The sequence below is a fragment of the Myroides sp. C4067 genome (assembly GCF_038039665.1).
Classification (GTDB): Bacteria; Bacteroidota; Bacteroidia; order Flavobacteriales; family Flavobacteriaceae; genus Flavobacterium; species Flavobacterium odoratimimum.
In genome coordinates, this window is sequence record NZ_JBBPHJ010000007.1 from 169,430 (window position 1) to 182,724 (window position 13,295).

The following is a 13,295-nucleotide window of genomic DNA, read 5'->3' on the forward strand; positions in this document are numbered from 1 at the left end:
TGGTAAATTTACTCAGAATGAAAGTAAAGGATAGCCCTTCTTTTGTCTTTTCAGTATATAAAAATGTTGATTCACACTTGTTTGTTTATCTTATATGCTGACTTTTTTTAATTTGCAGGAACCTAAATATACTCAATATTATATTTAGTTCACTTAGAATGACACAGAATGAGAGAATTTATATTTGACCATATTGAAACTTCCCGTTTTAAATTACGAATACTAGAAGCTGAAGCTTATCAAAACTTTTTAAGATTAGCTACTGCAGAAGAACTTTTGCATTATATAGGTATTCCTGAAGAGGAAGTAGAAAAAGAAAAAGTAAAAGCAGCCTATGGCTTCCGTACTTATAATAAATCATATTTGATGTTTTTAATCATTGATAAAGAAACAGAGGATATATTAGGGTACTGTGGATATCATACTTGGTATTTAGAACACGATAGAGCTGAGGTAGGATATGGACTGTATCATGATAACTCGAAAGGAAGAGGTGTGATGAGTGAAGTCTTAAATACGGTCTTACATTATGGATTTGAAACTATGCAATTGAGACGAGTAGAGGCCTTCATTAGCCCAGATAATATGGCTTCCTTAAATACAGTGAAGAAGTTTGGATTTACTAGAGAAGGACAATTGAGAAGTCATTATGTAAAAGGAGAACAGATAGAAGACTCTGTTGTTTTTAGTTTGTTACGAGGTGAATATAATAAATTAAACTAAAAAGAAGATATGAAAATTAGAAGCCTTAGAGAAGTAAGTTTACGCGAGCTCACAGAAGTATTTAATGATTCATTTTCAGATTATATACTTCCCTTTCATTTGACAGAAGATAGCTTGGCATTTAAACTAAATAGTGAATTGGTTGACTTAGATTATTCTATCGGAGCATTTGATAAGGGGGAGTTAGTTGCTTTTATGCTAACAGGAGTGAAGAAAGAAGCTGAGCAAGTCTATTATTATAATGCTGGTACAGGAGTGAGACCTGCATATAGGGGACAGCGTTTAGTCGCTCAGATGTATAGTTATGCTATTCCTATTTGGAAAGAAACGGGTAGTAGTGTAAATCTATCCCTTGAGGTAATAAAAGGAAACGATAAAGCTATTCGTGCTTATAAAGCTCAAGGATATAATATAAGTAGAGATTTATTGTGCTTCAAAGGACAACCACGTGAGGTGCACTATAAGACAGCTAATGTTGTAATAGAAGATGTAGAGCAAGTATGTTGGAAAACAGTTCTTCCTTTTTGGGATATCCAACCAAGTTGGCAAAATTCAATAGCTGTATTAGAAAAAGCTAAGGAAGACATTCGGTATAAAGTAGCTAAAGTGAGAGGTATTATCGTAGGATATGTAGCCTATCATAAAAGCAGTGGTAAAATATATCAACTAGCGGTAGATAAAGCTTACCGAAATAAAGGAATAGCAAAAATTCTCGTGAATGATGTGGTTAATATTTTGGAAACCCCTATTCTGATTACTAATGTGGATGATAAAGGAGTGGATTTCATCTCGTTTTTAAAGAGAATAGGCTTAGAGCACTATATTACTCAACATGAGATGATCATGAAACTATAGGTGTTAATATTATAAGTATATGAGGACAAGATTAATAAAGCCAAAGAGATTAAAAAAAGGAGATACAGTTGCGACAATTTCTTTGTCATGGGGTGGGGCAGGTGAGTTACCACATCGTTATCAAGTAGGAAAAGCTCGACTGGAAAACATATTTGGACTTAAAGTTATAGAGACGTCACATGCTTTAGAATCAGCAGAGTGGATTTATAATCATCCAGAGGCAAGAGCTAAGGATCTAATGGATGCATTTAAGAACCCGGAAGTAAAAGCTATTATTACCAATATAGGGGGAGACGAGAGTATTCGATTATTAAAGTATATTGACTATGATGTAATTAGAAATAATCCAAAGATATTTCTAGGATTTTCAGATAGTACAGTAACGCATTTTATGTGCCTAAAAGCAGGGTTGAGCTCTTTCTATGGTACTTCGTTATTAGTGGGATTTGCAGAGAATGGGGAAATGCATGATTATCAGATACAAGATATCAAACGGACATTGTTTGAGATAGAACCAGTAGAACCAGTGTCTCCAAATACAGAAGGTTGGACTACAGAGTATTTAGATTGGTTTGATGTGAGCATACAAAACACTAAACGCAAGCTGAATCCATGTGAAGGGTGGCGCTATGTGAGAGGAGAAAAAAGCGTACAGGGTACTTTAATTGGAGGGTGCATGGAAGTATTAGAAATAATAAAAGGAACGGAGCTTTGGCCAGAATTAGATGTGTGGAAGGGAAGTATATTGTTTTTAGAAACTTCTGAAGAAAAGACAGCTCCTCTTTATATAGAGCGTTGGTTAAGAGGGTATGCAGCAATGGGTATTTTAGATGTAGTAAATGGAATTATATTAGGAAGACCTTATGACAATATGTACGCTGAAGAATATGAGCAAATATTGCTTAAAATACTTGATGAAGAAGGTCTAAGTACTCTCCCTGTGATAACACAGATGAACTTTGGTCATACGTGCCCAACGTTCACTTTGCCATATGGATGTGTAGCAGAGATAGATAGTATTAATAAGCGTTTCTCTATTCTAGAGAGTGCGGTAATAGATAGATAAAATATGTTTTATATCAGTGAAGTATCATTAGAACGGCCATCGCGATATCTTTCTAAATTACAAGAACAGACTTATGATACATTGTCTAAGCTTTCTATGGATTGGCAAAGAGTTGAAACAGAGGAGGCAATTACAATGGAAGATTGTTTGTTGATTAATGAGAGGCTAGATATGAATATGGTCAAAACACTTTTTTTGTGCAATAGACAGAAAACGATGTTTTATCTATTTATTACATTAGGAGATAAGCCTTTTAATAGTAAAGTATTTAGTGAGGCTTTAGGCATCTCTAGGGTTTCGTTTGCACCAGCAGAGATGTTATACGAAAAGATGGAGACCAAGGTAGGAGCGGCATCTATATTTGGATTATTAAGAGAATCAACTAGCAATATTCAATTAGTATTTGATCAAGATGTTTTGGATCAACCTTTTTATGGCTGTAGTGATGGAACTACTACTCATTATTTGAAATTGCATACAACAGATATAATTAATAAGTTAGTTCCTTTCTTAAATAGAGACTTGCTAACAATTAAACTATAATTATGGAAGATCAATTATACCAAAATGTAGATCTGGTTCAATTTTACGATTATGACAACTTATGGGACAATGAAGAAAAGTATGTGCAACTAGCAGATAAAGCTAAAACAGTTTTAGATCTAGGATGTGGAACAGGGCGATTAGCTACTGTCTTATCAGAAAGAGGAAAAGATGTAGTAGGAGTGGAGTATGCTCAAGCGATGCTAGAAAAGGCAAAGAAAAGAAGTTCAGAAGTAAAATGGGTTCAAGGAGATGCAAGAACTATTCGCTTAGAGCAGAAGTTTGATTTGATTATTTTATCAGGTCATGTATTTCAGGTTTTCTTGACGAAAGAGGATCGTTTGGCTGTTCTAGAAACAATCAAAGTACACTTAAATGAAGGAGGTAGGTATATCTTTGACAGTAGAAATCCGTTAGTGAAAGATTGGTTAACGTGGACAAAAGAGGAGTCTATACGTCAATTTAAACATCCTTTGCATGGGCAAGTCACCGCGTGGAATACGTATGAAGGAGATGCAAGAGCATTGACTTATACGACTTATTATAGTATTGATAATACACAAGAGAACTTTAGTTCACAATCTATGATTGCTTTTCCTAGTTTTAATGAGATAGGACTATTAGTAGCTGATGCTGGACTAGGAATAGCAGAAGTATTTGGTGATTGGGAATTGAATAGATATAATGAGTATAGTGAGGAAATAATATGGTATGGATATGCCTAACAAAATGAATTAAATGGAAGCAAAGGAATTAAAGCAAATAGCCCATAAATATGCAAAATCAGTTGAATTAAATGATTTTGTTGCGTATGGAAGTGTTGCCGCTGCTATTGAGACTATAGACGGAAATGTATATACAGGGATTAGCATTGATACTGCTTGTTCTATGGGATTCTGTGCAGAGCATGGGGCTATAGCAGATATGCTAAAGCATGGAGAAAATAGAATAAGACGGGTAGTAGCTATAACGGAGAAGGGAGAAGCTGTGCCTCCTTGCGGAAGATGTAGAGAGTTTATGACTCAATTAGCACAAGAAAATGAAAACGCGATCGTAGAAGTAGAAGATGATCACTATGTAACTTTAGGTTCTCTTATGCCTTATGATTGGAAAAAAGGAATGAATAGAAAATGGTAAGTGGATAGCTTACTATTCGATTATAAAAGACTTTAGTATGTACTAGAGTCTTTTTTTATGTCTTACTAGTACTTTGTTTGCGTTGAGGTAAGTTGTGTTTATTTCTATATTGTCTGTTTTATTATACGAATTGTAGATTGACTGTTTTTATATTCTAATAATTCGATATTAAAGTAAGTTTATTTGGTGTAAAAATTACAATGTGTGATTTTTTAACAAATACACGAAATTGAAATTGTTAAATGTTAGTTATAAAACCTGTTTATTCACGTATTGTGAATTTATTTTGAGTTTTTATTTTGGATAATTCACAGATGTCGATATATATTTGTCAAAAATATAAATGTATTAATAGTCGAAATGAAAAAACAAACTCTATTTAGTCTCCTATTTTTAGGAATGTCTGCAGTTAGTCTTACTGCTTGTTCTTCTAGTGATGATATACAAATTACTGAAGAAGCACAAAATAATTCTAAAATGTTTGGTAAATGGGAACTTGTAGAAAAAGCAGAGTTAGATGTAGATGGTAGAATAGTAAAGGAGACTTTGGCAAGTGATTTAAATGTACCCGCTCAGACAGTAGATTATTATAAAGGAGGCATTACTATTCAAACAGATTATTCAAATCAAAAAGATAGTCAAGGGAATTATTACAATGAAAGGTCTCCTAGACAATGGATGTTAAGCGGAAACAAATTGTACTTAGGTATCAGTAAATCATTAGAGCAAAATGCTGAACAGATTTATGATATTCGAGTATTAAGTCAGGATCGATTAATTATTGAACGAAAGATAGATGTAAAAGATGGTAATCGTTATACTTCTAATGTAAGCAGTATTAAAATTATCTATAAAAAAGTAAACTAGTCTTTTATTACTCTTAAGCATTAGCACCTTACCGTAATTATTATAATGTGGGTAGTAAAAAGATTCTGTAAATAATAAGTAATATAACTTTAAAAAACAGTTGTCAAAACGAGAGTGGAGATAGCTGTTTTTTTTTGTTTTTTAGGTTATACAAGAAGAAGAAAGAAAAAAAGAACGTTTTGAGGCTATAGAATAAGTGATTTTTAAATACTGTATATATACTTTAAAGGTATATGTCTATTTTATTTATTACTGTTGATAGATGTGATATATCTAAACTAAATATGTTGTTTTATCTTAATTTAAGAAGTAAATAAATACTGTGTTTTTTAAAATAGAAATTTGTAATAACTATTTTTATTTTTTCTTTATTTAGTAAAATATTTGGTTTTTTGCGTAAATCTATGTTATTTTTTTAGCCTAAAGGAGGCTAAACCTTCTCAAGGTTTACTTTTTTTGGTTTATTATTTTTTATTCTTCTTAATAAATTGTTACAATTCATTGTTAATTATATATTCGATTTATTGTAGGGACTTTTGTCTTGCTTTTTGAATGTGTTGACCTTATAAATTTGCCAAAATTTACAAAGCAAACGATTATGCAACAAAAATTACTTTTATTATTTATTTCAATCACATTGTGTTTTAATTTTATTTCTTGTTCTAGTGATGATGTGCAGATTAGCCATCAAGGTAAAAATAAAGCACTATTAATAGGTAAGTGGAAATTAGAAAGTAAAAAATATTATGATAGATGGGGAGGCGCCATTGCAGGAGAAGTAGATAGTACTTGTTGTCCTCCACAGACACTAGAGTTTCATAGACATGAAATTATGATTCAAACTGATTTTTACAAAGAAAGTGAAGACACTGATATCATATGTGATGAGCGCTCTCCTTTTCAGTGGTTTATGATAGAGGATAAATTGTATTTAGGAGTAGGAAAAGAGGTGAATACAGATGATTATCAGGATTATGATATTCGTGTGTTGACAGATGAAATATTAGTATTGGAAAGAAGTATAAATGAATATGACAAAGAGCCATTCTACTCAAATGCTAAATTTGTTAGAATCACTTATAATAAAATACATAGCTATTAAGGTAGAATATTGACGTACATCTTTGGGGATTTTGTAGTATGGCATACTTTAGTAGTAAATTTAAGATTTGATAATTTATAATAAATGGATAGATTGATTGATGTACAGACTGTCTGTCATGGTCGGTATCAAATTTGGACTGCTTTAGTAGAAATGAGAATGTCACATTGGGTAAATACTTTTGTTATTAGAGATGCAATAACTCATGAAGCTGTATTAGATACTGGATCAAATACTTGGGATTTAGAAAACTATAGAGAAGAAAACAATCAGTTGATTTTGATTTTTAGGATATATCCAGAAGGAAATGTGTCCTACACCTTGACTGTTGATTTTGATCTCCAAAAAATTATTTATGAAGGACAATTATATGATTTTAATTCTTTAAATACTATTATAAGTAAATGAAAGAATAAATAGTTTTTAAATAAAATGGAACTTATTATAATTAACAGCTGTTTCACAATTAGGCAAGTGTATTTAGATAAGAAAATAGTATCTTTCAAGCTGTAAATAGAGAGTTAAACAATATATGGGACTACAGATAGGAGGTATAGTAATAGATAAAAATTATCAATCTGATTTGGAAGGGTTAGAAGTAATACTAAAAAGTAAGTTAGTACATGAAGAAGAAGTTACTTTTAAGAAGGCTACTGTTAGTGATAAGGAATCAGATATATTAGATATTTGTTTTTTAGAGGATGCTACTTTAGTTTTGGTATCGATAGGTATGGCTTCGCTAGTGTATAAAGCTTCTAAGCAGAAGGTGATGTCTTTCGTTATAGATGAGGAGATGATGTCGTTTAACCTTCATTATACAGAGAATGGTTTTTTGATTAGAACAGTGCTAGAAGTAGAAGGAGAGGTTGTAGAAAGTATAGGTGAACCATTGGAATATGAAGAGGTAGAAGAAAGTAAAATAGAACTAATATATCATCTAATAGAGGATATAATAGGTGAATATTTGTGGGATATAGAACCTCAGGAAAGATGTATGCGTTTTGGGTTAAAAGAAGATAAGGTAGAAGACGAAATATTTTTTACGAGCTCTTCTATACCTACTTTTGAATTCGAAGATCTAGGGGATGAAGAATATTCTTGTGATGAAAACAAAGTGGTCAATATGAATGAAGAAATCACTAAAGTTAAAAGGCAAAAGAAGTCGTCAATTATAAAGCAAGTTATAAAAGGATTAGGATTAAAGAATTAATCCTAATTTGATTTAAATATAAAAGGGAATCTACACGGTAGATTCCCTTTTATATTTATTCTTTTTTCTCAACTGGTTTGTTCTTGTTGATTTCATCTTGAAGTTGACGGCGTATTCTTTGTTCGCGTTCAAGAGAAGATTTTCTTAATTCTTCAAGTTCTTCTTCTGTCTCAGATAATTTTCTGTTTACTTCTCTGATTTCAGAAAAGCTTCTTTTAAAGCGATAGTATATTATTCCTAAAACAATAATTAGTATACCTATAATAGCCCATATAATCGTCAAGAAAGTTGATTTCTCTGAAGATATTCCTAAAACTTCAATATTCTTTGTAGTAGTTAATGAAGTTGAAAGAGAATCTCTAGTTATTTGTAACTGCGATGTTAAGCTTTCAACAGATTCTTTATGTTCTAAAGAAGCATCTTTATTATTAGCAATAGTTAGATGTAACTTAGTAAGAGAGTCATTTACATTTTTTTGTAATTGGTGCAATTTTTCTACCTCGACAATTTTAGACTTTTGCCAGTTTGTTGATTCGTTTAGTAAAGTATTAAATTGATTATCTATTGTATTTGTTCTTTCTTGTGCAAAGCTCGCCAAACTAATTGCAATTAAAGCAACAGTAAATGTGAATTTATTTCTCATCTATATTTTTTATTCTCGTATCTTCAGAGTGACACTTGTTAATATAATTTATTTAGCCCTTTCTTGTAAAATCTTCATTGTAGAAAATATCAAAACTAAAAAAGTGAATAGTACAATAACTTTTTACTCTTTGAATACTTTTAAAAATTATAGAAAGAATAAAGAACTATTATTTTATTTAAGACCTTTTTGGTTTTGTTTACATGTGCAATATATAAAATGTTTAGTATTATCTAAAATTGTTTTAAAATTCTAATAAAATTGAATGTAAATACTTCTAATGTTAGATATCAATATGCTTATTTGTATAAAAGTTGTGTTATATTGAATAAAATTGAAGATATTTAAAATATTTAAATTTTATTGTAGTAGCAATTTTTGAATTTTAGAGGGAATAAAAGTTAAAAAGTGCCATATAATTATGTAGTACAAAAATAAAAGTTAATCTTCTTTCTTTTTAAAGAAGCTTTAGAATCATTGTATTTGTTCCTATTTAGACTTTTAAATGGTTTTAATTTTAGCAATGCTATAGAGCTATTTAGTACCATTTTTTAGAACTTTGATGAATATTTATTTTTGTAATATTTATAAGAAAGGTTTAGTATTATTACTAATAATAAAAAAGTCGCTGTTTTTAACAGCGACTTTAAGTGTCCTAATATCGGATAGAATTATTTTTTATCTGTAACAATAGTTCCGAAAGGTAATGTCGGTTTTACGAATGTTCTATCCGTGTTACTTGCTTTTATGAATGTTAAGTTTCTTAGTGAGATCTCATGTAGTAATTTTGGTTCAGATCCATCTACAGGTTCAGTCCATCTAGATTTGATAACTATTTGCCCTTTAGGTGCAACCCAATATTCTTCTAATTTATTTGGGTTGTTAGTATTTGATCCAGGTATGTCTCCTTCGTACTCACATACTTGATTTAGATTAATACCTGTACGACTATATTGTTTTATACTAAGTAGTCTTTTATCGTTTAGTTCTATAATACTTTCAGCCGTAGCTTCTGTTGGAAGATCATCTTCAGTGATATTCAAGATAAGAGCTTCTTTGTCTTTTAAGTTATATAATGAGTTGTTACAATTAAAATTGTTTAGACCATTACCATTGTTATTATCAAACTTAAAAGCTAAAGTTCTATTTGCATAAGTTGTAGATCCAAAAGTCATCTGATCATATTTAATACTAGTGTCTCCTTGATTAAAATGTATATTTAATAAAGAAAACGTGTACTGATAAATTAGGTTGACGCTATTATCAGTTGCTGTTGTATTATTATTAACCTGTACTGTTCTATCTATGATGACTGTTCCACCTGGAGATGCAGGTATACTCTGAATGACAGAAGGAGTAGCTGGAGGAGGAAGGTTACATATAGATGTGCCTTCTACTTTATCAGTATATTTTCTATAATCTAAGCTAGTATCTGTTCCACTAATCTCTACTCTAGCTCTGTTGATAGTTTCATCTCTCATGATGTTATCAGCATCAATAACAAGTATTAGTGCTTCATCATTCTGAAGTTTGTAGAAAATCTTATCAGCTCCTGGTGTAGTACATCTCTGTACAGCAGTTACGTTGTTAAAATCAATGTCTTTATAAACTAGATTACCATCATCACAAGAGGTAAGTAAAAACATAAAAGATATACCTGTAAGGGTAAAAAACTTTTTCATCAGTCGTGAATATATTATTGTATACAGCAAAAATAGTTTTTTTATTGCTATAAAATAGTTTGCATGGGTATATTATAATTTTTTATTATTATTTCTGGGGCTTTTTTTACATTTTAGATGGTGTATTCAATGCTTATTAGGGATATAAAAGGAGTCAATAAAAAAAATGACTGTCTTTTTTATGCACAAATAGTATTTGTCTATATTTGAAAATGTTAATGTAATCGTAATAAACTCTTGTTATCACATGAATAATTCGACAGTAAAAACTAATTATCCTGCACTATATACTTTAGTTACGGTATTCTTCTTTTGGGGATTTTTTGGAGCAGGTAATAGTATTTTTATTCCATTTTGTAAAGCTTATTTCCACTTAGATCAATTTCAATCTCAATTAATTGATTTTGCTTTTTATACAGCATATTATTCAGGAGCTTTGATTTTGTTTATTTTAAGTACTATTAAGGGGAAGGATCTCGTAACAAGTTATGGTTATAAGAAATCAATTGTATTTGGTCTGCTGTTTTCAGCAATAGGGGCAGGATTAATGATTTGGGCAGTGAATGTAAATATTTACACTGCTTTGTTGATTGGGTTATTTGTAGTAGCTCTCGGTTTTTCGTTACAACAGATAGCGGCTAATCCTCTAGTGATTTCTGTAGGAGATCCTAAGACAGGGACGAGTAGAGTGAGCTTAGGGGGAGCGGTTAATTCACTGGGAGGAACTATAGGGCCATTGTTAATGGCGTTTGCTTTATTTGGAAGTACAGTCGCACTAACTGATGATCAAATACAACATCTGAGTCTGTCGAGTATGACAATGTTATATGCGGGAGTAGGAGCTCTTTTTGTAATTGCGGCAATGTTGTTTAGATTCTCAAAAAAAATACCTGATGGAGTGCGTATTGAGCCTATGGAACCAGCAAAGAAAGCAATAGGAACTTTAATTACGATGACACTACTATTAATAATGATATATATTCCTGTATTTAATACCTATAGTCAATCAGCTAATGAACCAGTAGAATTATTGGTTAAAGAAAAGGAAGTTTTGAGCAATAAAGAAGTAGAGGCTTCTCAGTTAGTTGAAAAAGAGAAAGCAATCACTTTTTTAAATACTCAAATTGTTGAAATTAAAGAAGGGTTAGATAATAAACGAATTATGTTACTTTCGGCAGCTTTAGTGGTGATAGGAGGAAGTATTGGCTTTGCTTATCGAAGCAGTAGGAGAAATCAACAAGGTTGGGGAGCGATGCAATATCCACAGTTGCTTTTAGGGATGTTTGGTATTTTTGCATATGTTGGGGTAGAAGTAAGTATCGGAAGTAATTTAGGAGAGTTACTTAAGCTAGAAGAGTTTGGTAATCTCCAATCTTCTCAGATAACTCCTTATATATCGATGTATTGGGGAAGTTTGATGATTGGGAGATGGGCTGGTGCTGTGAGTGTATTTAATTTGTCTAAAGGGAAGCAATTATTAGCAATGATTGTTGTTCCATTTTTAGCTTATTTTGCTGTTCTTGGGGCTAATTATTTGGCAGGTAATGATGTAACACCTTTGTATTACTATTCTGTTTGTGTGGTTTTACAAATTGTATTAACGTATTGGGCAAAGAATAAATCAGCGAGAACATTAATGCTGTTTAGTCTTTTTGGATTATTAGCAATGTTAGTCGGGTTGTTCAGTACTGGTATGATTGCTATTTATGCTTTTTTAGCTGGAGGTTTGGCTTGTAGTGTATTATGGCCAGCTATCTTTAATATTGCTATTATTGGCTTAGGTAAATATACTGCTCAAGGGTCTTCTCTGTTAATCATGATGATATTAGGTGGGGGTATTATTCCTCCGATTCAAGGAAAAGTTGCAGATATACTAGGTATTCACCAATCATACATAGTTAGTTTATTGTGTTTTGCATATTTGTTAGCTTTTGGTATAGTGGCAAAAAAGGTGCTTTCTAAGCAAAATATACAGATAGATGATATTAATTAGATTGACTTTAGTAAGAGTTGTAATTACTAATACTTTTCACATATAGCGTGAAAAGATGTTAATTCTATTGTAGTAATAATATCAGTTTTTACTACATTTGCGATTACGTGACAATAAAAGACAAGACAAAACAACTCTTTTTTAGAAAGAGCATAACAATAACTTACCAACAAAAAGAAAATGAAACACGTTTATCTTGATAATGCTGCGACTACATCCGTACGTCCAGAAGTAATCGAAGAGATGGTTAATGTACTTAGAAATGATTATGGTAATCCATCTTCAACATATGCTATCGGTAGACACGCTAAAGCTTTAGTGGAGAATGCTAGAAAAGTAATTGCAAAGCAATTCAATGCAACTTCTTCTGAGATTATCTTTACATCTTGTGGAACTGAAGGTAATAACTGGATTTTGCGTTCTGCAATTCGTGATTTAGGAGTTAAAAGAATTATCACTTCTAAATTAGAGCACCACGCTGTATTAAATACTGTAAAACAATTAAGTGCTGAGTTCGGTACAGAATTAGTTTTCTTAGATATCCAACCTTCTAGTGAAATTGATTATAATCAATTAGAAGAATTATTAAAAGATGAATCTAAACTTACATTAGTAAGTTTAATGCACGTTAATAATGAAGTAGGGACAGAATTAGATTTAAAAAGAGTAGCTACGTTATGCGAAGCTCATCATGCATTATTTCACTGTGATACTGTGCAGTCTATAGGTAAAACTAAAATTGATTTGGCAGAGACACCGATAGACTTTATTGTAGCTAGTGCTCATAAATTTCACGGACCAAAGGGGATTGGATTTGCTTTTATCCGTAAGAAAAATGTGCTAAAACCTGTGATGTTTGGTGGAGAACAAGAGAAAGGGTTAAGAGCAGGTACTGAAGGAGTACATCAAGTAGTAGGTATGGCTAAAGCTTTGGAAATGGCTTATGATTTATTAGAAGAAGAAAGAGCTCATATCACTAGTATCAAAGAATATTGTAAAGAAAGATTAGTAGAGGTATTTCCAGAAGTATGTTTTAATGGAAATAATGTAGGGTTTTACAATATCTTAAATGTATTATTACCTCTATCTGAGGAGAAAGCAGCTATGATGTTGTTCCAGTTAGACATGAAAGGAATTGCAGTGTCTAGAGGAAGTGCATGTCAATCAGGAAGTCAAAAACCTTCTCATGTATTGTCACAATTCTTATGTTCAGAAGACTTAAAGAAACCAAGTTTAAGACTTTCATTTGGGCATGAAAATACGAAAGAAGATATTGATGTTTTAATCGAAGTATTAAAAACAATCTAATCAGATTGTTGTTCAAATAGAATTTAAATCCACTCTCAGAGAGTGGATTTTTTGTTTTAAAAACTCACAGGCAGTAATCTTAACTAAAAAAAGAGAAAAGTTCACCAAAAATAAGATTGCTTTACATTAACATTAGCGCTAAATTTGCAGAAACAACACAACATTT

At 31.4% G+C, this 13,295-nt stretch carries 14 protein-coding genes; 12 read left to right on the plus strand and 2 right to left on the minus strand.

The window, feature by feature from the left end; genetic code table 11:
- Positions 1-168 precede the first annotated feature (168 nt).
- The 10 genes from AABL87_RS07365 to AABL87_RS07410 all read left to right on the plus strand — a co-directional run bounded on the left by AABL87_RS07365 (position 169) and on the right by AABL87_RS07410 (position 7,503).
- Positions 169-723 (plus strand): GNAT family N-acetyltransferase, encoded by a 555-nt coding sequence (locus tag AABL87_RS07365; RefSeq protein WP_006259101.1) that lies wholly within the window; start codon positions 169-171, stop codon positions 721-723.
- Positions 724-732: 9 nt separating this feature from the next.
- Positions 733-1,578: a GNAT family N-acetyltransferase gene (locus AABL87_RS07370; protein ID WP_006261034.1), complete on the plus strand. Its 846-nt coding sequence runs from the start codon at positions 733-735 to the stop codon at positions 1,576-1,578.
- A 19-nt stretch (positions 1,579-1,597) separates the two neighbouring features.
- Positions 1,598-2,644: a S66 family peptidase gene (locus AABL87_RS07375; protein ID WP_341277123.1), complete on the plus strand. Its 1,047-nt coding sequence runs from the start codon at positions 1,598-1,600 to the stop codon at positions 2,642-2,644.
- Between the two features lie 3 nt (positions 2,645-2,647).
- Complete coding sequence (locus AABL87_RS07380; protein ID WP_006261037.1) at positions 2,648-3,187, plus strand: prolyl-tRNA synthetase associated domain-containing protein; 540 nt, start codon at positions 2,648-2,650, stop codon at positions 3,185-3,187.
- Between the two features lie 2 nt (positions 3,188-3,189).
- Complete coding sequence (locus AABL87_RS07385) at positions 3,190-3,912, plus strand: class I SAM-dependent methyltransferase (RefSeq protein WP_006261038.1); 723 nt, start codon at positions 3,190-3,192, stop codon at positions 3,910-3,912.
- A gap of 13 nt (positions 3,913-3,925) precedes the next feature.
- Positions 3,926-4,324, plus strand: a complete 399-nt coding sequence (locus tag AABL87_RS07390) for a cytidine deaminase family protein (protein ID WP_006259096.1) — start codon at positions 3,926-3,928, stop codon at positions 4,322-4,324.
- 360 nt (positions 4,325-4,684) lie between these two features.
- Positions 4,685-5,191: a hypothetical protein gene (locus AABL87_RS07395; RefSeq protein WP_006261039.1), complete on the plus strand. Its 507-nt coding sequence runs from the start codon at positions 4,685-4,687 to the stop codon at positions 5,189-5,191.
- 598 nt (positions 5,192-5,789) lie between these two features.
- Positions 5,790-6,293 (plus strand): hypothetical protein, encoded by a 504-nt coding sequence (locus tag AABL87_RS07400; protein WP_006261040.1) that lies wholly within the window; start codon positions 5,790-5,792, stop codon positions 6,291-6,293.
- Positions 6,294-6,377: 84 nt separating this feature from the next.
- Complete coding sequence (locus tag AABL87_RS07405) at positions 6,378-6,701, plus strand: hypothetical protein (RefSeq protein WP_006261041.1); 324 nt, start codon at positions 6,378-6,380, stop codon at positions 6,699-6,701.
- Between the two features lie 124 nt (positions 6,702-6,825).
- A complete protein-coding gene (locus AABL87_RS07410; protein ID WP_225581529.1) occupies positions 6,826-7,503 on the plus strand; it encodes a hypothetical protein in 678 nt (225 codons plus the stop codon).
- Between the two features lie 55 nt (positions 7,504-7,558).
- Here AABL87_RS07410 and AABL87_RS07415 read toward each other — a convergent pair whose 3' ends face one another.
- Positions 7,559-8,146 (minus strand): hypothetical protein, encoded by a 588-nt coding sequence (locus AABL87_RS07415; RefSeq protein WP_006259091.1) that lies wholly within the window; start codon positions 8,144-8,146, stop codon positions 7,559-7,561.
- Positions 8,147-8,817: 671 nt separating this feature from the next.
- Complete coding sequence (locus AABL87_RS07420; protein WP_006263439.1) at positions 8,818-9,828, minus strand: hypothetical protein; 1,011 nt, start codon at positions 9,826-9,828, stop codon at positions 8,818-8,820.
- A gap of 247 nt (positions 9,829-10,075) precedes the next feature.
- Between AABL87_RS07420 and AABL87_RS07425 the strand changes: the two genes are divergently transcribed.
- Both AABL87_RS07425 and AABL87_RS07430 read left to right on the plus strand, forming a co-directional pair.
- Positions 10,076-11,821 carry an MFS transporter gene (locus tag AABL87_RS07425; RefSeq protein ID WP_006263440.1) on the plus strand — a complete coding sequence of 582 codons (1,746 nt, stop codon included), beginning with the start codon at positions 10,076-10,078 and terminating at the stop codon, positions 11,819-11,821.
- Between the two features lie 180 nt (positions 11,822-12,001).
- The gene (locus AABL87_RS07430) at positions 12,002-13,129 is read left to right on the plus strand and encodes a cysteine desulfurase family protein (RefSeq protein ID WP_006259085.1); all 1,128 of its coding nucleotides are present in this window, start codon (positions 12,002-12,004) and stop codon (positions 13,127-13,129) included.
- Positions 13,130-13,295: the final 166 nt, after the last annotated feature.